This is a genomic window from Microcoleus sp. PH2017_28_MFU_U_A (assembly GCF_020738035.1).
Taxonomy (GTDB): domain Bacteria; phylum Cyanobacteriota; class Cyanobacteriia; order Cyanobacteriales; family Microcoleaceae; genus Microcoleus.
The window spans coordinates 39,809-64,619 of the sequence record NZ_JAEQCX010000049.1 but is presented as its reverse complement, the minus strand read 5'-3'; the positions used below and the strand labels follow the sequence as shown (position 1 = coordinate 64,619).

General features: G+C 47.8%; 22 protein-coding genes and 1 tRNA gene. 13 read left to right on the top strand and 10 right to left on the bottom strand.

Annotated features, from left to right (window positions below; translation table 11 throughout):
- Positions 1–223 precede the first annotated feature (223 nt).
- Entirely contained in the window at positions 224–1,411 is a 1,188-nt protein-coding gene (locus tag JGK14_RS12460; RefSeq protein ID WP_293180719.1) for a glycosyltransferase family 4 protein, read from the bottom strand.
- Between the two features lie 232 nt (positions 1,412–1,643).
- Positions 1,644–3,332 (bottom strand): DUF2079 domain-containing protein, encoded by a 1,689-nt coding sequence (locus tag JGK14_RS12455; RefSeq protein ID WP_293180716.1) that lies wholly within the window; start codon positions 3,330–3,332, stop codon positions 1,644–1,646.
- 88 nt (positions 3,333–3,420) lie between these two features.
- Here JGK14_RS12455 and JGK14_RS12450 point away from each other — a divergent pair, with 88 nt between their 5' ends.
- Positions 3,421–4,659 carry a histidine kinase gene (locus JGK14_RS12450; protein ID WP_293190152.1) on the top strand — a complete coding sequence of 413 codons (1,239 nt, stop codon included), beginning with the start codon at positions 3,421–3,423 and terminating at the stop codon, positions 4,657–4,659.
- Between the two features lie 213 nt (positions 4,660–4,872).
- Here JGK14_RS12450 and mutT read toward each other — a convergent pair whose 3' ends face one another.
- From mutT to JGK14_RS12430, 4 genes are all read right to left on the bottom strand, one after another.
- Positions 4,873–5,277, bottom strand: coding sequence for an 8-oxo-dGTP diphosphatase MutT (gene mutT / locus JGK14_RS12445; protein WP_293180710.1), 405 nt, complete (start codon positions 5,275–5,277; stop codon positions 4,873–4,875).
- A 1-nt stretch (position 5,278) separates the two neighbouring features.
- Complete coding sequence (locus tag JGK14_RS12440) at positions 5,279–5,461, bottom strand: hypothetical protein (RefSeq protein ID WP_293180707.1); 183 nt, start codon at positions 5,459–5,461, stop codon at positions 5,279–5,281.
- A gap of 205 nt (positions 5,462–5,666) precedes the next feature.
- A complete protein-coding gene (locus tag JGK14_RS12435) occupies positions 5,667–6,008 on the bottom strand; it encodes a DUF760 domain-containing protein (RefSeq protein ID WP_172187001.1) in 342 nt (113 codons plus the stop codon).
- A 220-nt stretch (positions 6,009–6,228) separates the two neighbouring features.
- Complete coding sequence (locus tag JGK14_RS12430; protein WP_293180704.1) at positions 6,229–7,188, bottom strand: RNA polymerase sigma factor, RpoD/SigA family; 960 nt, start codon at positions 7,186–7,188, stop codon at positions 6,229–6,231.
- A gap of 196 nt (positions 7,189–7,384) precedes the next feature.
- Here JGK14_RS12430 and JGK14_RS12425 point away from each other — a divergent pair, with 196 nt between their 5' ends.
- Positions 7,385–7,570 carry a hypothetical protein gene (locus tag JGK14_RS12425; protein WP_325315131.1) on the top strand — a complete coding sequence of 62 codons (186 nt, stop codon included), beginning with the start codon at positions 7,385–7,387 and terminating at the stop codon, positions 7,568–7,570.
- Positions 7,571–7,683: 113 nt separating this feature from the next.
- The gene (locus tag JGK14_RS12420) at positions 7,684–7,869 is read left to right on the top strand and encodes a hypothetical protein (RefSeq protein ID WP_293218387.1); all 186 of its coding nucleotides are present in this window, start codon (positions 7,684–7,686) and stop codon (positions 7,867–7,869) included.
- A 10-nt stretch (positions 7,870–7,879) separates the two neighbouring features.
- On the opposite strand, the gene JGK14_RS12415 is transcribed toward JGK14_RS12420, so the two are convergent.
- Together JGK14_RS12415 and JGK14_RS12410 are read right to left on the bottom strand one after the other, a co-directional pair.
- The gene (locus JGK14_RS12415) at positions 7,880–8,656 is read right to left on the bottom strand and encodes a TrmH family RNA methyltransferase (RefSeq protein WP_293206365.1); all 777 of its coding nucleotides are present in this window, start codon (positions 8,654–8,656) and stop codon (positions 7,880–7,882) included.
- A gap of 74 nt (positions 8,657–8,730) precedes the next feature.
- Positions 8,731–8,812: transfer RNA gene (locus JGK14_RS12410), tRNA-Leu, on the bottom strand.
- 253 nt (positions 8,813–9,065) lie between these two features.
- Here JGK14_RS12410 and JGK14_RS12405 point away from each other — a divergent pair.
- Entirely contained in the window at positions 9,066–9,962 is an 897-nt protein-coding gene (locus JGK14_RS12405) for a Uma2 family endonuclease (RefSeq protein WP_293180698.1), read from the top strand.
- 189 nt (positions 9,963–10,151) lie between these two features.
- On the opposite strand, the gene JGK14_RS12400 is transcribed toward JGK14_RS12405, so the two are convergent.
- Positions 10,152–10,325, bottom strand: coding sequence for a hypothetical protein (locus JGK14_RS12400; RefSeq protein WP_293202939.1), 174 nt, complete (start codon positions 10,323–10,325; stop codon positions 10,152–10,154).
- Between the two features lie 33 nt (positions 10,326–10,358).
- Here JGK14_RS12400 and ccsB point away from each other — a divergent pair, with 33 nt between their 5' ends.
- From ccsB to tilS, 3 genes are all read left to right on the top strand, one after another.
- Positions 10,359–11,429 carry a c-type cytochrome biogenesis protein CcsB gene (ccsB, locus tag JGK14_RS12395; RefSeq protein ID WP_325315130.1) on the top strand — a complete coding sequence of 357 codons (1,071 nt, stop codon included), beginning with the start codon at positions 10,359–10,361 and terminating at the stop codon, positions 11,427–11,429.
- A gap of 400 nt (positions 11,430–11,829) precedes the next feature.
- On the top strand, positions 11,830–12,261 hold the full coding sequence (locus tag JGK14_RS12390) for a KGK domain-containing protein (RefSeq protein ID WP_325315129.1): 432 nt from the start codon (positions 11,830–11,832) through the stop codon (positions 12,259–12,261).
- Positions 12,262–12,672: 411 nt separating this feature from the next.
- Positions 12,673–13,812, top strand: a complete 1,140-nt coding sequence (gene tilS, locus JGK14_RS12385) for a tRNA lysidine(34) synthetase TilS (protein ID WP_325315128.1) — start codon at positions 12,673–12,675, stop codon at positions 13,810–13,812.
- 2 nt (positions 13,813–13,814) lie between these two features.
- Here the strand turns inward: tilS and hmpF are convergent, their stop codons facing one another.
- Positions 13,815–15,620 carry a pilus motility taxis protein HmpF gene (gene hmpF, locus JGK14_RS12380; RefSeq protein WP_325315127.1) on the bottom strand — a complete coding sequence of 602 codons (1,806 nt, stop codon included), beginning with the start codon at positions 15,618–15,620 and terminating at the stop codon, positions 13,815–13,817.
- Between the two features lie 735 nt (positions 15,621–16,355).
- Between hmpF and JGK14_RS12375 the strand changes: the two genes are divergently transcribed.
- The 6 genes from JGK14_RS12375 to JGK14_RS12350 all read left to right on the top strand — a co-directional run bounded on the left by JGK14_RS12375 (position 16,356) and on the right by JGK14_RS12350 (position 24,680).
- The gene (locus JGK14_RS12375; protein ID WP_325315126.1) at positions 16,356–17,738 is read left to right on the top strand and encodes an IS200/IS605 family accessory protein TnpB-related protein; all 1,383 of its coding nucleotides are present in this window, start codon (positions 16,356–16,358) and stop codon (positions 17,736–17,738) included.
- Between the two features lie 349 nt (positions 17,739–18,087).
- Complete coding sequence (locus JGK14_RS12370; protein ID WP_293180683.1) at positions 18,088–19,314, top strand: response regulator; 1,227 nt, start codon at positions 18,088–18,090, stop codon at positions 19,312–19,314.
- A 19-nt stretch (positions 19,315–19,333) separates the two neighbouring features.
- Entirely contained in the window at positions 19,334–19,612 is a 279-nt protein-coding gene (locus JGK14_RS12365; RefSeq protein WP_293218375.1) for a hypothetical protein, read from the top strand.
- Between the two features lie 286 nt (positions 19,613–19,898).
- The gene (locus tag JGK14_RS12360; RefSeq protein ID WP_325315125.1) at positions 19,899–20,423 is read left to right on the top strand and encodes a hypothetical protein; all 525 of its coding nucleotides are present in this window, start codon (positions 19,899–19,901) and stop codon (positions 20,421–20,423) included.
- A 490-nt stretch (positions 20,424–20,913) separates the two neighbouring features.
- Positions 20,914–21,447: a chemotaxis protein CheW gene (locus JGK14_RS12355; RefSeq protein ID WP_293180800.1), complete on the top strand. Its 534-nt coding sequence runs from the start codon at positions 20,914–20,916 to the stop codon at positions 21,445–21,447.
- A gap of 146 nt (positions 21,448–21,593) precedes the next feature.
- Entirely contained in the window at positions 21,594–24,680 is a 3,087-nt protein-coding gene (locus JGK14_RS12350; RefSeq protein WP_293180677.1) for a methyl-accepting chemotaxis protein, read from the top strand.
- Positions 24,681–24,811: the final 131 nt, after the last annotated feature.

Here is a 24,811-nt window from a genome sequence, read left to right as displayed (position 1 = left end):
TTCCCATTACCAATTACCAATTACCAATTACCAATTACCAATTACCAATTACCAATTACCAATTACCAATTACCAATTACCAATTACCAATTACCAATTCAGTAACTTGAGAATTGCCACATTTGTTTCTGTAAACTGTCAACCCTTCGACAAACTCAGCGCAAGCTGTCAACTATCAACTGCAAACTGTCAACTGTCAACTGTCAACTGTCAACTGTCTGTTTTACCAATCAACCTCGGCCCTTTCCTCCACCACGCGCTGATAAACCCATTCGGTTTCCATTGCCAACTTCGGCCAACTAAATCGACGTTCCAAATCCTCATAAGCATTGTCAACCAACCATCGCCCATAACCAGGATTTCTCAGTACCTCCAAAATCCCCCAGGCCAAAGAATCGCGATTGTTAGCCTCAGTAACAACACCAGTTTTTGTATGCTGCACCACCTCCGGTAAGCCACCCGCATTCGACACCACCACAGGTACTCTTGCAGCAAAGCTTTCTAATGCTACAATCCCAAAAGGTTCGTAAAGACTGGGGAAAACCGCGCAGTCAGCCACCGTCTGGAATTTGTCGAGATGTTCCTCAAACATGAAACCCGTAAAATAACACTTATTCCAAATTCCTAAATTCCAAGCCATAACTTTGAGATGGTCTGTATTGCCACCACCAACAATAACAATTTTTGCGTTACCCCCCATTTCCCTAATTACTTGAGGTGCTGCATTGAGAAATACAGCAATGCCTTTTTCGTAGCTAATTCTGCCTACATAATAAACTATTTTTTCGTCGTCTGCTGCAAACTTGCGGCGGAAATCCATCGCGTCAAATTCGTCCCTGCGCGGCTTTTTTTCCGATCTAATTCCGTTGTAAATTACCTCTATTTTGTTCCACGGAGTCGATAGTACAAGTTCGGCTTCCCGCCGCATATAGTCGCTGCAAACAATGACGCGCCAAGCGTTATAAGCGAGGTCGTTTTCCTTGGCGTTAATGTAGCGCTGCCCGTCATTGTGGAGGCCGCTGAAGCGCCCGTATTCGGTGGCGTGGATGGTGGCAATTAGCGGTACTTTAAAGGTATGCTTGAGGGCGATCGCCGCATCTCCCACCAGCCAATCGTGAGCGTGGATCAAATCAAAGGGGCCTTCTTCTAGCATTAGTTTGCCGCCTTGGTGCCCCATGCTTTGGTTGAGGTTCGCCACCCAGTGAAAAAAGTCCTTGGCGTGCCCGACTACTACACGATGCACCTCTATTCCTTCAACCACTTCGTACATCGGCGCGTGACCGAACTCTACTGTAATTAAGTGAATCGAGTGCCCTAGCTTCACCAATTCTGGATACAGTTCCGATACGTGGCGGGCGATACCGCCGACTATTCTGGGAGGAAACTCCCATGCCAATACCAAAATTTTCATCTTTCTCCCCTCCTAAGAATTTATATATCTTAATGTTTATTGTTGACTACTTTATTGTATGATCCACAGCCTAAAATGTTGATCGATCGCAAATCTATGCCCGAGGGCTGACTTTTGGCAGCAACAAGGACGGAAAATTATGCAGAAACCGGGTGTTTGCAGCAATTGCTCTCTGGCCCGGTTTCTGGAATATTTGGCCTAAACCGACAGTTTCGGGCGATCGCCCGCACCCTCAAGATTGCTTCAAAATCGGTTCCAACTCGCGGCGAAAACGATCCCAAGCAGCCACCGATGCAGAATTAGAAGCAGCGCCCTGACGCATTAAAATCGCACCGTCTTCAAAGCCAACAATTCCGTAGTCTCCAGATTTGGACATTCGATCGATCGCTGGCACGATTTGCTGCAACTGTCCGCGTTCCCGGCGAAACGCAGGTTGATACTGCTGCAACTGCCACATATCGGCAATTACATATTCCATCTTCACTGCCTCTCCCGCATCATTCCGCAGTTCAAACATCGGAAACCGGAGAATTTCCCGGCGGCTTGACAAAATCGGCACAATAGTATTCGTTGCAGCCACGCTAGCATTATCAGGAATTTGAGCTAACAGCGGGCGCACTTGAGACACGTGCTGCCACTGTCTGATGAGAGGAACCTGCACCCAAGGATCGATCGCATCGGGCAAAATAAACGAAAAAGTCCGATTAGGATTAGACGTGAAGGTAAAAAATAGCGACAAGCAGATGCAAAACCCCCAAAAGCGGCGAAACTGCGAAGACGAAGGGAAAGGAAACACCGCATTCGGAAAACGCAAAATTGTTTGTTCTCCCCTTTTAATTCTATCTTCTTCCTTTTGACGGCCAGCCCACCACAGGATTGCCCCATAAAACAGCCCCGGAACCACAGTCATCGCATAGCGAATATTAATTGCCAGCACAGATTCTCCTTTAGCTAAAAATAGCTTTAGCAGCGGGAAACCTGCGATCGTCCAAGATGCGGGCGCTACGGCAGGAACCAAAGCTAACGGCAACCACTGACCAAGTAGGTATCTAATCTTACCAAAAAAGGGCGTAAATAGCTCAGTCACCAACCGCCCGGGATTGCTAACCATTCCCCAAATAATTTCAAGAGTCGAAGCTTCATCACCATCAGCATATTGACCGAAGCGTTCCATCATAAACCGCTCGGAAATATCAGCAGAAAACAAAGGCATAATCAGATTTGTCAAAGCAATCATGTAACCAAAACTGAGAATGCACACAGCCAAGCCAGTCAGAGGATAGCGCCGACTCAAAATCATGTAAGCCCCCACCCCAAACAACACAACTCCCCCATCTTCTCGCACGGCTAACATTAAAGTTGCCAGAATCCCAAACAGCGGCCACCAGCGCTTCTCCATCGCCAGCAACAAGCCAAAAACATAAAGCGGAGTTTGGCAAGAATCATGAAAATTACCCAAAGTCGGGCCGATAACGGCGTTAGCTGCGTAATAGCTCACGACAATTGTCGCCGACAGTCGCGGTTCTAGATGGTGTCTGGCGAGAGCGTACAGGACTAAACCAGCCGCCGTAATTAAAGTCACCTGCAACACCGTCAAAGTAACAGGAGAGGGGAACAGCGAGTAAATTGGCAGCCACAGCATCAGCGCTGGGGTGAAATGCTGCCCCAACCGATAGTAAGATACAGACGGGAGCTGATTTTGGTGAACCACGTTAGTGGACAAAGCCGAAGACAGGGAACTCTCAAACAAGTGACCCCGAGTGCCGTTCCAAAAAAGTTGATTGAAAATGCCTTGGTCGTATGTAGCGTAAAAGCTGTAGTAGCGGTGCAGCGTCAGCAGCAGGCACAGCACAAAAAAGGCCGCCGCCACTTGAACCACTACCCGCAGCGACTCATTTTTCTTCCATCTCAAAAATGTCATTGGCCCGCCGTAATGAAATCATCGGACAATAGCATAAATCTAAAGTAAGTATTAAATTAAAGTAGAAGTGAAATAACTCGGCTCGGCAATGGTCAATTATTTTCACCCGATCGAAAAAGTCAACAGCGTCAATCCAACATCCGGCAACGACGACACCGACTGTTCTCCCGAACAGCCGACCAATCCTGCACCGCTTTTACAGCTTTTGCTGTTCGTAGACAAGCGTCCCTCTTCCAGGGAACAGACCAGACACATCCGCAAGTCCCTACAGGCTTTGAAGGCAGAGTGCGACTTTGAGCTTCAAGTCATCGACGTAGGAGAACAGCCGGATTTAGCCGAACACTTTAAACTTGTAGCCACTCCCTCGCTGCTCAAAATTCATCCCGATCCCCGACAAACTCTCGCCGGCAGCAATTTGATCGCCCAACTCGAACATTGGTGGCCCCGCTGGAAGCGTTCTGTAGAAGAATACGCAGCTCAGCAGCAGTCTACCTCGGCTCTGGCTGCCAATCTGGCCGACCCAAAACCCATCTATTCGGTTGCTTGCGCCACCGAACTCGTGCAGCTTGCGGATGAAGTTTTTCGGCTCAAACAGGAAAAAGAACACCTGCAAGAGCAGTTGCAGTTGAAAGACAGGATTATTGCGATGCTGGCTCACGACTTGCGAAATCCCTTAACGGCCGCATCTTTGGCTTTGGAGACTTTGGAGTCAAATCAGAAGGTAAAGGAGGGGCAAAAGTCCCGTTTGACACCGACTCTGGCGGCTCATTTGATGAAACAAGCCCGCCGCCAAATCCGAATTGTCGATCGCATGATTACAGATATCCTGGAAGCAGCCCGGGGTACTAACGCTCAACTCCACATGGAACCCAAAAAAATCGAACTGAGGGCGATTTGTCAAGATGTAATCCTGCAATTTCAAGACAAATTTCAGGCTAAAAGTCTGAACTTAGAAACAGACATTCCCGCAGATTTGCCCTTGGTTTATGCCGATCCCGATCGCATCAAACAAGTCATAGTCAACCTGCTGGACAACGCCAGCAAGTACACGCCAGAGCAAGGAACTGTAAGTATTTCCATACTGCACCGCACTGCTTACAAAGTTCAAGTCAGCATTGGTAACAGCGGCCCAGGAATTCCCGAAGAAGATTGTGCGAGCATTTTTGAAGACAGCTATCGCTTGCAGCGAGATAAATCAACAGACGGTTACGGCATTGGGCTGTCTTTGTGCCAAGGCATCATCCGCGCCCACTACGGTCAAATTTGGGTAGACTCAGTACCCGATCGAGGCAGTTGTTTTCACTTTACCCTGCCTATTCAGAAATAACTGTCAGTTGTTAGTTGTTAGTTGTTAGTTGTTAGTTGTTAGTTGTTAGTTGTTAGTTAACAGTTGTCAGTCGCAAGCAACCGAATTTGATATAGCGGTTCTCAAGCGTGGTGAGGTATGCCCTATGCCCTATGCCCTATGCCCTATGCCCTATGCCCTATGCCCTATGCCCTATGCCCTATGCCCTATGCCCTATGCCCCATTCCCTAAAGTTCAATTTGAACGTAGGGCAGCGATAATCTGTTCGTTTGCCTTGGGAAAAGTAAACTGGTCAATTTCGTCGAGTGTCACCCAGCGAATTTCATCGCATTCGATCGTTTGCGGTTCCCCGCTGATGTAGCGGCAGTGGTGCACGTAAAGCCTAACTGTAAATTTAGTGTAGTCGTGGTCAATTGTAATCAGGCGATCGCCAACTTCTACCACAATCCCCAACTCCTCCATAATTTCCCTTTGTATGCAAGCTTCGATCGTTTCTCCCGGCTCTATTTTACCGCCCGGAAACTCCCAGAAACCGCCGTGCAGTCCGTGTTGTCGGCGCTTGTCAATCAAAATTTCTTGGCGATCGTTCCAGATCGCAGCAACGCCGATAACTTTGTGGGCCACAGGAGAAAGAGACATATTAATTGGGAATTGGGAATTGGGAATTGGGAATTGGTGATTGGTAATTTTGACGCACTGCTAGTTTCGTACTTACCGTTTTTTTAACCGCAACTGTGGGCTGTAACGAAGTATTACGGTGAAACAACCAGCTAGATGGCAACCCGTGCGATCTATTGTAATTAAAAATTAATAATTTAATCATATTATCAATTTTATTAACAAATCACAAGTGACAACTAATACCGTCTCATAAAAGTCTGGCTGCAAACTTTCGTGTTGGGTTTCAATTCAGCAATCTACCCATCCAAAATCTAAAATCTAAAATCTAAAATCTAAAATCTAAAAATTTAAGCCCCCATCTTCCGAAGGGGGCTTGACACTTGTACGATTTAAATGTTAATAATCAACTAATCATCCGAGCCGTGTCTCTCACTAGCTTGGATGGACTTTTCAAAAGTCATTCGCTGTTCGGCATTTTTGAGAAAATAGCCGCTAATCATAGCCGAGGCGAGCAATCTACCCAAATGTTCGCGACTGGTAGTCACTGTCACCCCGAAGTGTTCCGAAGGTAAATTCCCCAAAAGCCCGACAATATTTCGCTCCATTACTTGAAACACTTCGTGAGAAGTCGGCTTAGACAACTGAGAAACAGTGTCGGGAGCCATTGACTGCACGTATTGCCATAATAAATTAGCATTTTCTCCGTCTTCTTCAAAGAATTCAGGGGATTTATTAGATGAGTTGCTCACGAGTACCTCCGTTTCAGAGACAGCTTGTTATTTTAGACGCGGGCGGTTAAATTAAATAACCCTTATCCGATCGCTGCTGCTATTTATTACCAAGTAATTACTAATGTAGCAGGACAGTCGCAGCAACCAAGTGGGTACAACCGAATTAAAGGCGGCGGTTTTTACGATTTTAGATTGGAAAATGGCGATCGCCTGTGTCCCGATCGCCATTCCCATCTAGCTAGCTAGCGAGATAATCGTTGATATCTTGCTTGCGCTTGCGGAGTTTGGTTAAAGCTTCCCGTTCAATTTGACGCACCCGTTCCCGACTGATGTTCAGACGATCGCCTATTTTTGCCAAAGTTAAAGTTTGCCCGTCTTCTAAACCGAACCGCAAAGCAAGGACTTCTCGCTGTTGCTGAGTCAGTTCCGCCATTAGGTGGTCTAAGTCAGTCCGCAGGGAAGCTTGCAGGGCAAAATCTTCTGGAGTAGTACCCGTATCTTCCAACAAATCGCCCAACTCAGTATCTTGATTGTCTCCCACGCGCAAGTCCAGTGAAAGTGGCAGGCGCGCGCGATCGAGATATTCGCGAATTTGCTTGGGAGTCAAATCTAACTCTGACGCCAATTCAGCAGCAGTAGCCGCGCGGCCGAGCTGTTGAGCTAGCAGGCGCTGAGCCTTTTTAATTTTGTTGAGTTTTTCGGTAATGTGGATCGGCAAGCGGATGGTGCGACCTTTTTCGGCGATCGCCCGGGTAATTGCCTGACGAATCCACCAATAAGCATAAGTTGAAAATCTGTAGCCCTTAGTCGGGTCAAATTTTTCTACTCCCCGCTGCATCCCGATCGTACCTTCCTGAATTAGGTCGAGTAAATCTACATTGCGCTTGATATATTTTTTTGCAACAGACACAACCAGGCGCAGGTTAGCTTCCACCATGTGGCGCTTTGCCCTTTCGCCATTGTCGATCGTCCGCTGCAACTGTGCCTCAGACAGCCCGACTGTCTGTGCCCATTCAGCCGCCGTCGGGTCGCGGCCTAACTCTTCGGCTAAAATATTTTTTTCCTGATGCAGTGCGGCTGAGCGCTGTACCTGTTTCCCGAAGAGTATTTCTTGCTCATGGGTCAACAGCGGAACGCGACCGATTTCCCGCAAGTAAGCGCGAACAGAATCTGTATCTGAGGACTTAAGAGTTTTCATGAGCTTTTCCCGCTGAGGATCTGTGCCTCTAAAGGTTTGCGGCGTAGCAAACCCCTAGCTTTAGCTGGGAAGAAAAGCGGGCGGGGACTTGCGCTTTCCTTCCATTTAAAGAGGCTTAATTTTATGGTAGCTAGCTGTTACTCCCAGTCAGAACCCTCTCAGGTTAGGTTTTGGTTGGGGGTGCACAATGCTACTTATGTTAAGAATCTTAACATTTGTGAGAGCAGTTGGCTACACTTCTTTACATTTATTTCATGGAAGCCTGCAATGTTGGTACGAGAGTACCCGCAAACAAGCTTTGCAGTTGCATCATGTTAAACAAAATGCGCTAAATCTCAGAGGGGAAGAGGGGGAGATGGGGAGATGGGGAGATGGGGGGTAGAGGGAAGAGGGGGAGAGGGGGAGAGGGGGAGATGGGGAGATGCTTTCGGACAACGCAATTAAAAAATACACTTTAAATGCCCAGCAGCTTTTCAATACCCTGAATATGAAGTTATGTCAAATCCGGTAGCATCGGAATTATTAGTAGCCCAAATTAGGAGACGGCAGTGCCGTTTCTTGCGCGCCAGATTAATTGTAGGGAAACGGCACTGCCGTCTCCTCTATATTATTCCGGTGCAACCGGAACTGATATTACAGATATTGATGAACCCGCCCCAACAGATAATGACTAATGACTGATGACTGATGACTAATGACTTCTTTGCCGTTGAGCTTCGTACAAGATGAGGGCTCCGGCGATCGACACATTGAGAGATTCTACGCCGCGGCCGAGGGGGATTTGGATTTGTCGATCGGCTAAACTTCTCAATTCGGCTGACAAACCAGAACCTTCGTTGCCCAAAACGATCAGAGTCGGCACTCGCAAATCAACTTCCCAATAAGTTAAACTGGCGCCGGCAACGGTTGCTAAAATTTGCATCCCGCGATTTTTATACCCGGAGACTTCGGCGGTTAAATCTGGAGTGACTGCTACTGGCAGCTTAAACCAAGCTCCTGCTGAGGCGCGCAGCACCTTGGGATGGTCTAAATCAGCGCTGTCTGAACTCAGCAGCAAGCCGTCGGCATTAGCAGCAGCGGCGGTGCGGACGATCGCCCCCAAGTTGCCGGGATCTTGGATGGTTTCTAAAGCTATACCTAAAGTTGAGATTTCTGCGGGTTGTGTGGCGATACGGGGTGCGGTGGCGATAATGCCGTCGGGTTGGACTGTAGTGGCGATCGACTCTAAGACTTTGGCACTGACTAATTCTGTGCGATCGGCTAAACCAACAATTTGTTCCCACAATTTCCCATGCTGATCCAGCCATTCGGGAGTGCAGCAAACCGTTGCTAACGGGTATTTGGCCGCGCAAGCTTCTTCGAGCAAATGCGTACCTTCGAGTAAAAATAATTGTTGTTCCCTGCGTCCCTTAGAGCTGTGGAGTTTGCGGATTTCTTTTACTAAGGGGTTTTGAATACTTGTGAGCATTTTCTTAATTCAGCAGAGCGAATGGGGTTATTACCTGTATCGGGTCAACCCCAAACTTTTTTCTGCCTTGGGAATGCGGAACCCGGGACTTGAACCCGGAAGGCTTGCACCACATGAACCTGAATCATGCGCGTCTACCAATTTCGCCAGTTCCGCATTGGTCACGAATTACTACTATCGGGTATGCTCGCCAGTTTGTCAAGTGTTTTGGGAAATATTTTTTTATTCTAGCTGCGAGTAATATCAAGTCCGTTGGCAAAGGAAGAAGAAAGAAAATCTTCCTTCTTCCTTTTTCCCAATTCCCAATTTTATAAAGGCGAAGATGCCCCATGCCCCATGCCCCATGCCCCATGCCCCATGCCCCTTCTGTTATAGTTGTTGTGGCAGATAGTTCTCACCTCGACTACCTATGTCTGAGCCATTAACCCTCGATCCGAGTCAGTTGCCAGATATTAGCAACTTAGTTCTAGAAGACGATACTCCTTTGGACAGCTTCATCAACGAAAAACAGCAGCGATTGCTGACAACGGTTTTATATAGCGGTGGCGATACGGGGATTACCGTTCCCTTTATTGCGGCGGCAAATGTCGGTTTGTTCAGCAGCGTGCGTCAGCCGGGAGTCGCCCCGGATGTTTTTCTGAGTATCAATATTACTGGTGCTGAGGATTGGTGGGAAAGACAAGTGCGATCGTATTTATTTTGGGAATTTGGCAAACCTCCCGAAATTGCGATCGAAATTGTTTCTCCAACTCCAAGTAACGAATTGGGCAGCAAATTAATAGATTACGCTCGAATGCGAATCCCGTATTATGTTGTGTACGATCCGCTACGCGAGTTGAGAGGCAGTACGCTGCGAATCTTTGAATTGCACAATCAATCTTACGTGCCTAAAACTGATGCTTGGTTTCCCGAAGTCGGTTTGGGACTAACTCTGTGGCAAGGTGAATTTGAAAATGTTACTGGTACTTGGTTGCGCTGGTGCTCTGCTGGTGGCGCTTCCATTCCTACAGGCGACGAACTGGCGGTACAAAAAAATACTCAGTTATCTCAAAAAGATGCTCAGTTATCTCAAAAAGATGCTCAGTTATCTCAAAAAGATGCTCAGTTATTGGAGGAACGGGCGCGCACTAAACAAGCATTTATCCAGACGATCGAACTCGGTTTAAGACTGAAATTCGGAGATGAAGGATTGCTGCTGCTTGAGGAAATTTTGGAAATTTCTGATGTGGGTGTTTTGCAGGCGATCGCCTCTGATATGCTCGCAGCCAACAACCTGGACGAAATTCGGCAAATTTATCAATCGTAATCTTACAAGGTTAGTAATCTCATCTCTGTTTATAATTTTAAGTGTTGCTTAATTTGCTGTGAGTTGAGATATTAGCTGGCGTCGAAATTGTTAAATATTGTGGAGTCATAGGTGGCTTACTTACTGCTAATTGCTGATTTTTACCAGAAAGAATTGGTTGAAAGCCCCAAGCTTGCTCTGGAGAAATTATCAGTTCCCTTGTGTTAGTTGCGGGTGCAGAATGTGGGTTGATGGGCCCGGGCGATCGCCCGCCGCGCCGGGGCCCCCTACCTCAACCACCGCCAAAAACTCAGAATTGCCACAAAAATTCAAAATCTCAAACCCAAAACTGCCCAACCCCAGTACGATCGATCTAGTTAGCAAAAAATAAGTAAAAACACTACCGGAGTAAATTATATGGATCTGGTCGTACTTCAGAACTGGCTGGACAACATCTCCTTCGCCATCTTGTTCGCAACAATGCTCATTTACTGGGTGGGTACAGCATTCCCCGGCATTCCCTACCTCTGGGCCTTGGGCACCGCAGGAATGGCCGTCGCCAACCTCTCCATCGCCGCCTTACTCGGTTCTAGGTGGATAGAAGCCGGCTACTTCCCACTCAGCAACCTTTACGAATCCCTATTTTTCTTAGTTTGGGGAATCACCACCATCCACCTAGTCGCGGAAAACATGAGCCGTTCCCGCTTAGTCGGAGCAGCCACATCCCCCGTAGCAATGGCAATATCCGCCTTTGCAGCCCTGACTCTGCCCGACACCATGCAATCGGCAGAGCCCCTAGTACCAGCCCTCAAATCCAACTGGCTGATGATGCACGTTAGCGTCATGATGCTCAGTTACTCAACTTTAATGGTAGGAGCATTGCTGGCGATCGCATTTTTAATCGTCACCCGCGGCCAAAAAATCGAACTCACAGGTAGTTCCTTCGGCACCAACGGCAACCGCAACGGCAACTACCGCCTGCAACGCCTACAAAATCCCGAACCTCAAACCCTCGAAACAGTAGGCGACAGCGCCTTAGCTTTCAGCGAACCGTCTTTCAACTCCAACAATAACGGTTTTGGCGCCACCGCAGTCCTAGAATCAGCAACAATTCAAACCGCATCAACCGCGGCAACTCAAACCTCAGAACTTCTCTCGCCCCAGCGCTTGAATCTAGCAGAAACTCTTGATAACATTAGCTATCGCATCATCGGTTTAGGATTTCCCTTACTAACAATTGGGATTATTGCCGGTGCCGTTTGGGCTAACGAAGCTTGGGGTTCTTACTGGAGTTGGGATCCGAAAGAAACTTGGGCGCTGATTACTTGGTTAGTATTTGCAGCCTACCTGCACGCCCGCATCACTCGCGGCTGGCAGGGAAGACGCCCAGCAATTTTAGCCGCCACAGGTTTTGTAGTAGTTTGGATTTGCTATCTAGGCGTCAATCTGTTAGGCAAAGGTTTGCATTCCTACGGTTGGTTTTTCTAATTTCTGAACCACAAATCAGTCCCAGAGAAACAGAATAAATCACCGAATAGGGATTAATATAATCTCCAGTTGTAGGCAGCTATTTCCAGCAAAGTGTGTCAATTTAAGCCTAAAATCCTTTGTATCTATTCCTGTCCCCCCTTCTTAAGGGCTAGGCAAGGTTACAGATAGGTACGTAGTTGGGCTTTAGCCCTCTTTCTTTATACGCATAAAGAGGGCTAAAGCCCAACTACGTACCTTAGACCATTACTACGTTTGATATTAAGTTGACACAAAGGCAATGCCCACTTTGCTAAACTACTGAGACTGTAAAATTTTACTCCCTCTTCCTTCTTCCTTCTTCCTTCTTCCTTCTTCCTTCTTCCTTCTTCCTTCTTCCTTCATTAAAATGACAATTGATATGGACGATTCACAAATATTTCTCAAAGAAGACGATGTTTTGTCGGCTCCTACCAGCGCTTTGATGTATCAATGTACGTTCAAAGTCAACGAATATATGACCATTCTGAATTCAAGATTGCTAGAAGAAAGATTATTCTCAGACGGCATGGATTGCGAGCTTTTAAGTTCAGGAAAAGGCTGGACACAAGGAAAAGTTAGATTGCGTCTGGAGTTCATTCCGATCGAACCTGAGGTGAAAGAACAAAAAGCCCTTCCCGCCGCACCGGAAGAATCAGACACCGCCCAAAACAACGCCGAAGATAGCTCCGACTCAGAGCAAATTGATACAAATGAGCCATTAGATGTCACGGACTCAACAGAAATAAGTAATGATTTTCCTATTTCTAGGTATCCAGACAGCAACCCCCACAGTCGAGGAATGTGGAGCTAAGCTGCTACTTACGGGAGAGGGAAAGCAGGAAGATTTTTAAATTTTAAGTTCAGAGTTTTGAGTTGAGGAGCTTCTAATTGCATCCTTCATACAACTGACAACTAACAACTGATACCAATTAAAAAATCCTTGCTACAACGCTCTTAGGAACGAAAATTTAATAACTTACACAAGTTTGTGGGGTGTCCCGCCCGCTGGCCCTTTTTGGACGGGCGGGACGCCCATCCCACAATAAGTAGTTAAAATTATAAGTTATTTAATTCGCGATCCTTAGTTGAGTTTGTGTAGTCAAATATTGTCGGTGGTGCGTCGCTCGATCGATTTTCTGTCTTTTGTTGGGTAGTATCGATGGCGACACACCCTACGACTACTGACAAGCTGACAACTGACAACTGCTAACTATCAACTGTAATGCCTGAATCTTCCAATTGGACGCACCTCCACGCTCAACTGCACCGGACACTGCTACAACGACAAATCTTGCCCTCAAATCAGGGATTGTTAGTAGCAGTATCCGGCGGGCAAGATTCTCTGTGTACGCTCAAATTACTGCTGGATTTGCAGCCCAAATGGGGGTGGAATCTAGCCATTGCTCATTGCGATCACTGCTGGCGTTCTGATTCCCAATCTAATGCAAATCATGTAGAAAATTTAGCTAAAAATTTCGGAATATCCTATTATTTGCAAACAGCCTCGGACATCCCCAAAACCGAAGCAGCGGCCAGAAAGTGGCGGTATCAAGCTTTAACCGAAGTTGCGATCGCCCACAACTACCCCTACATTGTCACAGGCCACACAGCCAGCGATCGCGCGGAAACACTCCTCTACAACCTAATTCGCGGTAGTGGCGCCGACGGACTTTCCGCCCTGACTTGGACGCGCCCCCTTGCCGATTTGCGATTGCCGATTTTAGATTTTAGATTGGGAGATTCTGGCGACAATCCCAATTTCCAAATATCTGCCGATTTGCGATCGCACAATTTAGATCAAACTCCCCAATCAAAAATCCCAAATCCCAAACCTAAAATCTACTTGGTTCGTCCGTTGCTGGAAATCACCCGATCGCAAACAGGTCAATTTTGTCAAGAGCAAAAACTACCAATTTGGGAAGATTCCACTAATCAAGATTTGCAATATGCGCGCAACCGAATTCGATCGCAATTATTGCCTTATTTAGAAACTCATTTCAACCCAAAAGCCCAACAAGCCCTCGCCCAAACAGCCGAACTCCTGCGCGCCGATGTCGAATATCTCGAAATTGCAGCCAGTGAATTACTACAGCGAGCCATCTCTCCAACTACAGACAACCCGCAGTTGCAAATTCAACTCCCCGTCAAGTTAAATCGCCCAATTTTACGAGAAGCACCCCTGTCATTGCAACGGCGAGCAATGCGACAGGTATTGCTACAAATATTGCCCTGTGCACCCAGTTTTGACAGCGTAGAAAAACTCACCAGCTTAATCGCAGCGCCCAACCGATCGCAAACCGATCCATTTCCTGGAGGAGCGATCGCCCGAGTTGAAAACCCTTGGATCGCGATCGATATTTAATTTTAGGCGCTTGGCAGAAAACTCGAAAGAGCTTGCCGCAGATCCGAAACAACCCGATCTTGCTGCTCTCCAGTTTGCTGTACGCGATCGAGTTCTCCCCCCACCGCTTCCAGCTTTTGGCGCAGCCCGCTCAAATTGTCCTGCACCGGTTGCAACATTTCTTGATAAACATTCACCCGGCCCCAGAGTTCCGCCACAGCACCTTTCTGGCTGAACAAAGTCTGCTCTAACTGCTTAAGTTCATTGCGTTTCGCTTCACTTTCCCCATTTTGACGGTTGACATTTCCCTCAATTTGAGATATTGACTCCCGCACCTGCTGAATTTCGGTTTCCAGCCGTTGCAATTCTTGGCTTTGCTGCTGGCGTTGAGTATTGAGCTGTGTGACGATCGGCCCCAAATCAATCTGTCCAGGTTCTGTTTTTTGAGGATTAGCAGTACCCAAGCGACGCCACAGCACCGCCTGATGCTGCTTCAAAACATTTTCCCGTTCCTGCAAGCGGAGGCGCTGTCCCACCAAAGTTTCATTCAACATCTGATAACTTTCGAGTTCATCGGCCATTTCATTTTCCAAAGCCATGCGATCGTACTCGGAAGCCGCTTGAATTTTGGCTTGCAACTCCTCGATTGTTTCCCGCTGGAGAGTCAACTCCTCCTCTTGATCGTTAACAAACCGGAACACCTTTTCCAAATCCTCTTGCAGGTGTTGCACCAGCCCCTGTAATTCCTCAACCGGCATCCGCTCCAGAGCAGACACATCTACTACCTGCTCCACAGCCCCAGCACCCGAACCAGACGCCAGCCCGGAGATTTGCTGGTACATAGTCTCAACAGCCTTCACCTGGACAGACATAGACTGAGCCTGCTCCTGCTTAGCGCCGAGGGTACATTGCTGCCCTTTCAGTTGGGCCCGAGCTTGCGCCAAAGCATCTTGGGATTGATACCATTCCTGCCAGCGGCTTTGGAGGCTCTGATTTTGTCGATCGACCTCTTCCTGCTGTTGCTGAGCGTTTGTGCGTTTTTGCTCCAACTGCTGCCAGTGCAAATCCAGAATTGCCTGCTGAGCGCCCACAACACCAAAAGACTGATTCAGTTGTTCCCGAACTCCTTGGGCCGCAGAAATTGCTCCTCCCAGCTTGTTCATCAACTCCTGAATTCTCAATGCCTGCTGCTCGTCAACAACTGCCCCCTGAGGAGCCTGAGACTGCTGGTGAGCCACCTGCTGCTGTTCGCCCCGCAACTGTTCCCAAGCCGTCTCCATCTCCGCGCGGCTGCGATCGACCTCTTCTCGCAGTCGGTTAGCTTCATCTCGAGTATTTTCAATTTCCGAGCGTTGAGCCTCCAGGCGCTCCAACTCCTCCTCCATTTGAGCCAACTGCTCTTCGCGGGCTTGCATTTCCATTTCCCGGCGATTGAGTTCCTGACTCGAAAACGTCAGAGAAGCCTTCCACTGCTCAATTTCCTCTTCCTTATCCTTAAACTTGTCCTGCAAGCGGGAGAAATTTTGCAGAATGCTCACCAACTGGCGGGCAGCCTCCTGAATCCGCTGCACTTGCTTGTTAGCGCTCAACTCCACCAGCACCAGCGTGCCGTCGTTAAACTTATTAGCTTCCTCAACTGGGATCGCGTCATCGCCCGGTACGGCGCTCCAGTTGTGTTCGCCCCGCTGACAAGCTAGCAGTTTCAGTTCAGCCTTACCGCCACCGAGACCAAAGCCGCTTCTCTGTTTTTGTACTTCTGCTAGATACAGCACACTAATAGTCCTCTCTTTGGTGTCGTTTGCCCGATCGGGAATAGCATCCTTGAACAACTGTCTTCAGCACTCGCCGAGAGCACTGCTTCTCTCGCACTGCGTCTAGAAAGCACTGCCGCCGCCTGCTTTCTGAACCAATGGGAGAGCAGTATCAATGCCGCTTGATTCAAGACTAGCAAAACTGGGGGGACTGCCATAGCCCAAAGCCGAAAAAGATCAGTCAGTCAAAAACTTTCATTGATTGTATCAGGCTTTGGCTGCGGGTCGATCGCCATCTCGTCCTTTAATTACCCAGCATCGGGTCTCCTCCGCAGGCGGACTAGGGATTTGAACCGCGCTGCCTTAGAATAGTGGAATCACGCGAGCCTGTCATCGAGATCTACTCTTGAGCAAAAAGGTCAATGCTTTAAGACAGAACCCAACCGCAAGGACGCACAGCGCAAGGTAAACGTCAAAATTTTGGCGGTCGAAGACTTGAACCAGTCGTCCCTGCCAGCGTTGGACGACGATCGAAAAGCCCAGACAATTGTGTGTGTCATAAACCCCACGCACCAATGCCGGGGTGATGACTGTTAACAATTTACCTAGATTTACCCAGGATTTAGTAGTTAGATTCTCGGTAAGCCAATGGATAGATTGATGAGTATTGGCGAGTTAGCAGAGCTTTAAAGCTGTTAACATACGAAGAGATAAACACATTGAGAGGTCGAATCAATGGCTACCCTAACTTATTGCAAAGGCTTGCCCACACCAGTACACGAACTCAACGAACTAGGATTTACAGATTTCGAGATGTTCTTAGAAGCTTACGCCCCAATTTTTAGGGCTGCAAGCATTGAAACAGTTGACCACTTACTTTTAGGTACAGAGTTCAAGAAATCAGATTGGAACACGCATTTACAGCAAACCTACGGCATCAATAAGCGCCACGCCAATGGTGTAATCAGTTCTGCCAAGGGTCGTGTAGATGGTGCTAAAGAACACAGGATTTTACATCTAAAAGCTCTTGAAGGAAAAATTAAATCTATTGGTGCGTGGCTCAAAAAATCCGAACGCAAGTTGGTATTAGCTCGTAAGTTCTATGCCAAGAAAAAATGGCATCAATCAAAAATAGGTTGCAATTTCCCCCTAGCCTGCTCACTTCAATATAAATCCACAAACTGGCAGAATTTGCGCTTTCAAATTCACAACAAAAAGCGTAAACTGACTGAGTTAATTAACAGAGTAGAACATTTAAGGCTTTCGCCAGTCAAAGTCTTCATCCCGATGAGGGATATTTTTGTTGTCGGCTCTAAGGATGAGTCTTTTGGCAATCAAGTCTGCCAGTGGAATGGGCATAAAATAACTTTTAGAGTCCCCAAATGCTTAGAGTCGCGATTTGGAAAAACCCTGTCATCTGAGATTGGTGATTTTAGCCACAACATAAACAGACTGCCAGAATGCGGTGCTAAAACCTGGCATTTCTACCGTAAGAATGGAAAGTGGGTTGCTGCTGTGCAGTTTACCCCAAATCCCGTGAAGCAGGTTTCGAGAGAGAGAATGTACGGTTGCATTGGTATCGACATAAATCCCGGTTCTATTGGGTGGGTGTATGTCGATTCTGAAGGGAATCTCAAAGCCAAAGGGCAGATCCCATTGCAGATAGGTTTACCCTCCGGCAAGCAACAGGCTCAAATTGTTGATGCTTGTCTGCAACTAGCTGCAAAAGCCACAGAATTTGAATGTCCTGTGGTTTGTGAAGAACTTGATTTCTCAACAAAAAAGCAATCGCTGCGAGAGAAAGGTAGAAAGTATGCTCGAATGTTGTCGGGTTGGGCGTATAGTGAGTTTTATAAACAACTCAGTTCTATTTTGTCGAATCGTGGGATTGAGTTGACAACGGTCAATCCAGCTTATTCAAGCATTATCAGCTTGGTGAAATACCTGAGAATGTATGGCTTAGCTAGTGACGAAGCGGCTGCACTGGTAATTGCTCGTAGGGCACGCAAGTTAAGTGAAAAAATACCTTGCTCCTTAACCGCCTATTCTGAAGTGAATTCAGAAAAGCACGTTTGGAGCGAGTGGAACAAACTGAATAAAAAAATCAAACGTTCCGCTATGATATCACGTCGTTGTGATTATTACAGTGTTTCTAACTGGAGTTTCTTGGTCAACCTCGATACTGAGGAAGCGTAAAGCGCTAAGAAAGAATGTTTCAAACTTATACCGCAGAGTTTACCTAGGTTTGCCTAGGTTTTTATAAGCGGCTTGTAAGACTTAATTCTAGACAGGCTGATGCCTGAAATTGCTGCCCGAAGCTCAAAATCCCCAGGCCTCCATAGCTGGGGAGTATGTCAACAAGAGAAAATCGCCCTTTCGTCAATTCCTAATTGTGCCAGTGGCATCAAGCCCTTCATTCAGTTGACAGTTGACAGTTGACAGTTGACAGGTAAATTATTGACAGAAACTAAAGTCAATATGAGCGCGATCGCACAGTCTTTCCGATTTCAGACGCCAACGGTTTTAAGGAGGATACTTTAGCTGCATGCAGGGAAATTTGAGTGAAATTGACATCCGCAGCATCCTGCAATTGATTGAGTTAGGTCAGCGCACCGGAGAACTGTTCGTAGAGGCCTACAGCTTCATCGGCAACTCGGGTAATCTACCTACCCAGCGCTCCCCTGCAGGACAATCCTGGTATGTCTTCTGCTTCAACGGTCAGATTATTTACGCTACCCAGAGTGCGGGCAGTTTGTTTCGCTTGCGCGACTACCTGCGCCGCTACAAAGCAGACACCGCCCTTGACAAAATCCAAGTTCCCTATATGGCATCTACCAATGCCCCAGAATACGCCTACCTGTGGGCCCTGCTAGAAAACCACACCCTCACCCCAGCTCAAGGGCGCAACATCATCCACAGCATGATCCACGAAACCCTGTTTGACTTGCTCAGCCTCCACCAGGGTTCCTTCACTTTTGAAATGGGATCGGCATTGGCTCCTCAACTCACCAGCTTAGAAATTAGCTCGCTGCTGGCGAAGATTGTCCAACAGGTGCAGCAGTGGAAGCAGTTTCACCCTCACATTCAGTCGCCCAACCAATGCCCGATGATTTCAGATCCCGCCCAGCTCCGAGTCGCGCTCCCTGCCAATACCTTTAATACTCTCAGACGCTGGGCCGACGGTCACACTTCGATCCGCCAAATGGCGCGCTACCTCAACCGAGACGTGCTGACTGTCGCCAAGGCGATTTACCCTTTCGTGCAGCAGGGATTGGTGCAAGTATTTTTCCAGCCTTCTGTTGTCCCTGGCAACAACAAAATAGAATGGTCTTCTCCAGAAACCAAGGTCAAGAGAGTTGTCTGTATAGACGATGACAATGTGATTCGCAAAACAGTTGAGTCAATTTTAAACGAACAGGGTTACGAAGCTACTGGCATCAGCAATCCCCTCGAAGCCCTGAGTTTAGTTTTTAAACTCAAACCCGATTTAATTTTGTGCGACATCGCCATGCCCGAACTCGACGGCTACGAAATTTGCGCGATGCTGCGAAATTCTAGTGCTTTCCGGCACACGCCCATTGTCATGTTGACAGGGATCGACGGATTTATCGATCGCGTTCAAGCCCGCATGGCGGGGGCGACTGACTACTTCACCAAACCTTTTGGCGAAAGCGAGTTATTAATGCTGGTAGAAAAATATGTAGGCCCGGGCTATCCTCCGGCCAATCTCTCGGAAAAATTATTAAGCCGATCGCTAGAACACGAATTATAAGCCAATAAATTCCGCACTGATGGCACGGGAGGTTTTTTGTATCCCAGCAACCCAGGGCAGTCCCGGCAGTCACAGAGAGAAAGCTCCTTGCTGCGGGCGATCGCACCATCAACTAGAATGTATAAATTTGCGAGCTGGCCGTCCGGCGTCAGTAAAACTCAGTTCAATTTCTCGATCGCTGTCGGGCCGAAGTCGCTCAAAGTGCAAATATAATATATTTGTTCTCCACTTGCAGCCGATCGCCAAAACCGATGGGCACAGCAATGATTCCTTGAATTTCAAATCTCAAGCAGACTGAATTATCTGAACAGACAAGACATCTTCTGTTAAATTTCCCAAGTAAAGCAAACGCTGGCTTTATGGCTAAACCGACATCGGATCAGGACTCAAATTCAAAAGAAAAGACCTTCAAACCAAACTGGAATCCGTTTTGTCAAATGAAGTCGGATTGGTTGTCATTGCCTGCAAAGCTGGTTGGTGCAGGTTTGGATTCAATTTTATCTCATGTCCGAACCTGCCCACAAAAACTGAGATATTGGTTCTCAAATCTGGCTACTTTAGCCCGATTTAAGAAATCGTTGAAGATGTCCTCGCCATCATCCACATCTTTAGTTGCAGCCTGGGCGCGATACTCAGAAAATACCAATAGCAAGTATGCCGAGACCGTTAGTTACCAAGTTTACCCGTGCCAGAAATTAGGGGTAATCCGGAAAAAGTGGGTGAGCGCTGTTCGCAAAGTTTACAACATTTTAATTGCTTACCTAGACGAACATCAAGGTTTTATCAAAATCGGCAAGGGTCGAGGAAAGCGAGGTTTGAAAATGGTGCTAAAAACATCAGGTTTAATTCCTAAATGGTGCATCCCTAGAACGCTGGCAGCATTCAAAACCAGGATTCATGATTTAGGTTGGGAATGTGACAAACAAATTGCTTCTGCTTTTGCCACAACTTACGATTTTATATTTTTTCCGACATTTGAGATGTATAAAAGAGTAATTCAAAAAAATCGCATTTTAAGGAGTAAAACGGCGACATCAATGATGAATTTGGCTGGCAAAAATTCAGGAAAACCTTACAAAACTTGTGTTGCCTTGACGGTTCCAAGTTAGTTGGGAGCAAAGACGAACCCACCTCTAAAACATTCGTGCCGTGGGAAAAATTATACTTAAAATTGGGTGGTTGCCCAAATTGTAAGTTTCCTGACTGTGGGTATGAAATTTCTAGAGATTCCCCGGTTGTAAAGATTTTGGGGAAAGCTTTGTGGGATAAAATATCGATCGCTAATGTCCGAGCTCGCTCGTGTTGTACTTAGCATCTAGCAGGAAGTCTAAAATTATCCCAATCTTCAGGGTAAAAGTATCAGATAGTTAATAGCAGCAACAAAATAGGGAATTATGTAGAAAAAAGGCTGTCTGCACCAGTGGAAGTTTTAAGGTCTCAACTGAAGCAGGATTGGTGCAAGGAATTAGTCATAAATACTGCCAACACATTTACAAAAAGGACGGTTATAGTTATGTTTCATAGACCGAGCTCCCATTTTCCTCCCAACACCGACTTGAGTAGGGGTACGATGTGGGTTTCCCAGAGAGAAGAATTATGATTAGTGGCAGCCCAGACTTTATATTACCAGGACAAGGCATAGATCAGGCTCCGGAATTCCAGGAACTAGAAACTCCCGAAGGCGAGCTGCACCTGCGGTTCTACGTTCCTTCGGGGAACGAGTTCGCACTGCCGGCAACAGGGATTAGAGAGGTGCTATCCCCCTCCCCAGACCGAATGACACCCATTCCTAACGTTTCCTCCTTGCTTTTAGGTACGCTAAACATGAGAGGACGAGTGATTTGGGTGGCAGATCTGGGCCAATTTCTGGGAGACCAAACACCTCTGAACACCGATCGACCCGAAATCCCGATCGTGGCTGTGGAAGACCAAGATACGATTTTGGGGCTGGCAGTCGATCGAATTGTGGGGATGGACTGGCTCGACGTAGACCAACTGCACTCTCAGAACAATGCACCAGACGGCATGATTCCATTTCTGAGGGGAGAATGGATGTTAGGTGCACCAGCGACTAAAGTGCTCCGACTGCTAGATCAAGTGAAAATTCTGCGCTCTGCGCGGTGGGCAGCGTGAAATCGATTTTAGATTTGCGATTTGCGATTTTCGATTGGGGTCTAACTATCAACAGTCACAGGACTTGAGGCACGCATCTAAACATTCAAGCAAGATAAAAATCTAAAATCTCAAATCTAAAATCTAAAATCAAAAGAGGGCGGCAAATGGCAACAAGTACCAACTTTCAGCAGGACTACCAACGGGCAGAAGCGGCCTACATGGATGGCAACTATTCAGAAGCCGCGGCCCTAGTTTATCAATTAGTAGAAGATTTTCCCGAAGACCCCAGCGCTCGGCTGCTATGCGGGCACATCTACTGTTACGGACTGCAACAGTATGAGGTGGCACGGGAACAGTACATGGTGGTGCTGAGCCTGAGTGACGACCCGAGTTTGGTCGAACACGCTCACGGCGGTATTAGCCACACAGACCAATTTTTATCCGGAGAACTGCACACGGAAAGTTTCGAGGCTTTGTCTGCGGAAACTGAATTGGAATTCTACCCAGACTTGTCTATGGAGGAAGGGTTGGAAGACCCGGATTTAGCACTTTTCCAAGGGAATTCTCCATCCATGTCCTATGGGAGTCAATCGCCACAGGACATGGAAAACGAGGACTTGGCAGATTTGGGGATGAGCGGGTTGGAGTGGGAACCACAAGACAGCAGTAGCAGTGCTGCAACCTCTCTCGAAGATTTAACTAACCCCTTTGCTGGCGACAGCGGCGCAATGGCAGCTTATGCTGATGCGTCCGAGCCGCTAGACATGGACGAATTTGGCTCGGACTTGGGAGATCCTTTTGGCTTAGATGACCCAGGGTTTGATGCTGGTGACTTGTCTGATAGCAAAGTTTCTGGTTCCAAGGCGCCTTATTCAGGAGAGTTGTTTTCAGAAGCTCCAACTCAGGTACTCAACGGTCAAAGTTTTGCTGGTTCTGAAACCGGGAATTCCTTCGACTCGGAGCAATTAGACTCCCCCACTGGGCCGTCTGACAATTTTGGCGAACCTTTTGCGCCGCTCGATTTGCCAGACGAACTCGACTTGAATGATGACGACTACGACTATCAATCCCCGCCCGTGACCGGGCAAAATCAAGGTCAGAAGCCACCTCTGCCAGAAGAGGCAGACCCTTTTGCTCAGCCGATGTCCTCGGGTTTTGGGTCTTCTCGATCGCAAAGCAAGCAGCCGAATATTGACTCGGAATACTCGTCAAATTATTCGCTGGCGGAAGACGAAACGCTGTTGATGGGAGGTGCTGTCCCCAATTCTCAGAGTCAAAGGTCGAGCCGGGGACAATTTAATTCTGCCGATCGCTCAAACTCTAACAGCAATGGTTACGGCGACTCGGAACCGCAGGCATTTGGCTCCATGGACAGCTTTGAGCTAGATGCTTTTGATGACGACGCTTTCAGCGATTCCTTCTCTCTCGACGAAAACGAGCAAGCGACTGCTTTCGGGGCTGCTACCAAGAACAGCAGCGACTGGTCGTCAAGAACTGGGAACGCTCAAGAACACAGCGGCTTTTTAGACGAATTTGACGATTTTGACGATTTGGGCAATTTGCCGGATTTTGATATCTCAGAAGATGCCAACAGTTCGATCCTGACTAGAGGTAACACCAATTTCGGCAACTCGACCAGCGGCATGATGGGTACGAGCGGCAGCGGTCTGGACTTTGACAATAGCGACGGCTCGGCAATTCGAGACGATGAGATTTTTAGCATTTCCGGCCCTGCTGATGCGTCGGTGCCGACTTTTGCTCCGACAGAAAGTGAGGCGATCGATAGTTCGGTGACTGTAGAACAGGGCGGACTGGCTTTCTTGGAAAATGCCCCTCTGTTTACCAAACAGTTGTACACGGCAATCGGGGCTGGATTGGTTTCTCTGGTAGCTGTGGCTTTCGTGACTAACATTGCCTCCTATCAAGCTCTGAAGCAAGACAAGCCGGAGGCGATCGTTTACCTGCGCCAAACAGGCTGGGTAATGACGGCTGCCGCAGGCTTTACGAGCTTTTTGACTTCTTGGGGTATCGGCCAGTTGATCGCCAAGCAGGTACGCAAGTCCTCGGACAATTTGCAAGCTCAGTTCGATGCGGTATCTCAAGGAACTTTGGACGCTCGGGCAACGATTTACTCGGAAGATGAATTTGGCAAAATGGCTGCTAAATTCAACCACATGGCGAAGGTGATCCAAACTACGATTAGCGATACCAGACGCAAGTCTGACGAACAGGAACAGGCAAAAGAAGACTTGCAGCGCCAAGTGATTCGCTTGCTAGATGACGTGGAAGGAGCGGCTCGGGGTGACTTGACGGTGACGGCGGAAGTGACGGCAGACGTTTTGGGTGCTGTTGCTGACTCGTTTAACTTGACAATTCAAAACCTCCGCGAAATCGTCCATCAGGTGAAGCAGGCGGCTCGGGAGGTTAGCAAAGGCGCTACGGATAGTGCCAAGTTTGCGGGCGATTTGTCTTCTGATGCGCTGCGGCAGGCTGAGGAACTGGCGGCGACGCTGAATTCGGTGCAAGTCCTCACCGATGCGATTCAGCGGGTCGCAGAGAGTGCTAGAGAGGCGGAAGAAGTGGCCCGGGGCGCGGCGGCAACGGCTCTGAAAGGGGGCGAGGCTGTGGAGCGGACGGTGGCCGGGATTTTGGAAATTCGAGAAACGGTAGCAGAAACCACGAGAAAAGTCAAGCGGTTGGCGGAAGCTTCTCAAGAAATTTCTAAGATTGTGGGTTTGATTGCGGCGATCGCCTCTCGGACGAATTTGTTGGCTCTCAACGCTAGTATTGAGGCGGCGAGAGCTGGGGAATCGGGTAGGGGTTTTGCGATCGTGGCGGATGAGGTGCGGCAGTTGGCAGATCGATCGGCGAAGTCTTTGAAAGAAATTGAGCAGATCGTGATGCAAATTCAAAGTGAAACCGGCGCGGTAATGACGGCGATGGAAGAAGGGACGCAGCAGGTGATTGAGGGGACAAGATTGGCAGAACAGGCGAAGCGATCGCTTGAAGATATCATTCAAGTTACCAATCGCATTGACGTGTTAGTGCGATCGATTACGGCGGACACTGTGGAGCAGAACGAAACAGCTCGTTCGGTGGCCGCTGTGATGCAAGCTGTCGAGTTAACTGCTCAGGAAACGTCCCAAGAAGCGCAGCGAGTTTCCGGTGCTTTGCAAAATTTGGTAGGCGTTGCTCGCGACCTTTTGACATCGGTGGAAAGGTTCCGAGTAGAAACAGCAGAAAGACAATAATTGATTGTTTAATGCTTTTTTTACTTCCTGATTTACAAGCACCTTAGTGTGGCAATGATGGCAAACAAAAAGCAACCTCGCAGTCTTGAAACGATTGCGGGGATGCCAATCCAGCACCTAAATAAACTAGG

Bases quoted from the DNA above. Each gene is read 5' to 3' on its own strand.
- JGK14_RS12460 (WP_293180719.1), bottom strand. From the start codon at position 1,411: ATGAAAATTTTGGTATTGGCATGGGAGTTTCCTCCCAGAATAGTCGGC.
- JGK14_RS12455 (WP_293180716.1), bottom strand. From the start codon at position 3,332: ATGACATTTTTGAGATGGAAGAAAAATGAGTCGCTGCGGGTAGTGGTT.
- JGK14_RS12450 (WP_293190152.1), top strand. From the start codon at position 3,421: ATGGTCAATTATTTTCACCCGATCGAAAAAGTCAACAGCGTCAATCCA.
- mutT (WP_293180710.1), bottom strand. From the start codon at position 5,277: ATGTCTCTTTCTCCTGTGGCCCACAAAGTTATCGGCGTTGCTGCGATC.
- JGK14_RS12440 (WP_293180707.1), bottom strand. From the start codon at position 5,461: ATGATTAAATTATTAATTTTTAATTACAATAGATCGCACGGGTTGCCA.
- JGK14_RS12430 (WP_293180704.1), bottom strand. From the start codon at position 7,188: ATGAAAACTCTTAAGTCCTCAGATACAGATTCTGTTCGCGCTTACTTG.
- JGK14_RS12425 (WP_325315131.1), top strand. From the start codon at position 7,385: ATGTTAAGAATCTTAACATTTGTGAGAGCAGTTGGCTACACTTCTTTA.
- JGK14_RS12420 (WP_293218387.1), top strand. From the start codon at position 7,684: ATGTCAAATCCGGTAGCATCGGAATTATTAGTAGCCCAAATTAGGAGA.
- JGK14_RS12415 (WP_293206365.1), bottom strand. From the start codon at position 8,656: ATGCTCACAAGTATTCAAAACCCCTTAGTAAAAGAAATCCGCAAACTC.
- JGK14_RS12405 (WP_293180698.1), top strand. From the start codon at position 9,066: ATGTCTGAGCCATTAACCCTCGATCCGAGTCAGTTGCCAGATATTAGC.
- ccsB (WP_325315130.1), top strand. From the start codon at position 10,359: ATGGATCTGGTCGTACTTCAGAACTGGCTGGACAACATCTCCTTCGCC.
- JGK14_RS12390 (WP_325315129.1), top strand. From the start codon at position 11,830: ATGGACGATTCACAAATATTTCTCAAAGAAGACGATGTTTTGTCGGCT.
- tilS (WP_325315128.1), top strand. From the start codon at position 12,673: ATGCCTGAATCTTCCAATTGGACGCACCTCCACGCTCAACTGCACCGG.
- JGK14_RS12375 (WP_325315126.1), top strand. From the start codon at position 16,356: ATGTTCTTAGAAGCTTACGCCCCAATTTTTAGGGCTGCAAGCATTGAA.
- JGK14_RS12370 (WP_293180683.1), top strand. From the start codon at position 18,088: ATGCAGGGAAATTTGAGTGAAATTGACATCCGCAGCATCCTGCAATTG.
- JGK14_RS12365 (WP_293218375.1), top strand. From the start codon at position 19,334: ATGGCACGGGAGGTTTTTTGTATCCCAGCAACCCAGGGCAGTCCCGGC.
- JGK14_RS12360 (WP_325315125.1), top strand. From the start codon at position 19,899: ATGTCCTCGCCATCATCCACATCTTTAGTTGCAGCCTGGGCGCGATAC.
- JGK14_RS12350 (WP_293180677.1), top strand. From the start codon at position 21,594: ATGGCAACAAGTACCAACTTTCAGCAGGACTACCAACGGGCAGAAGCG.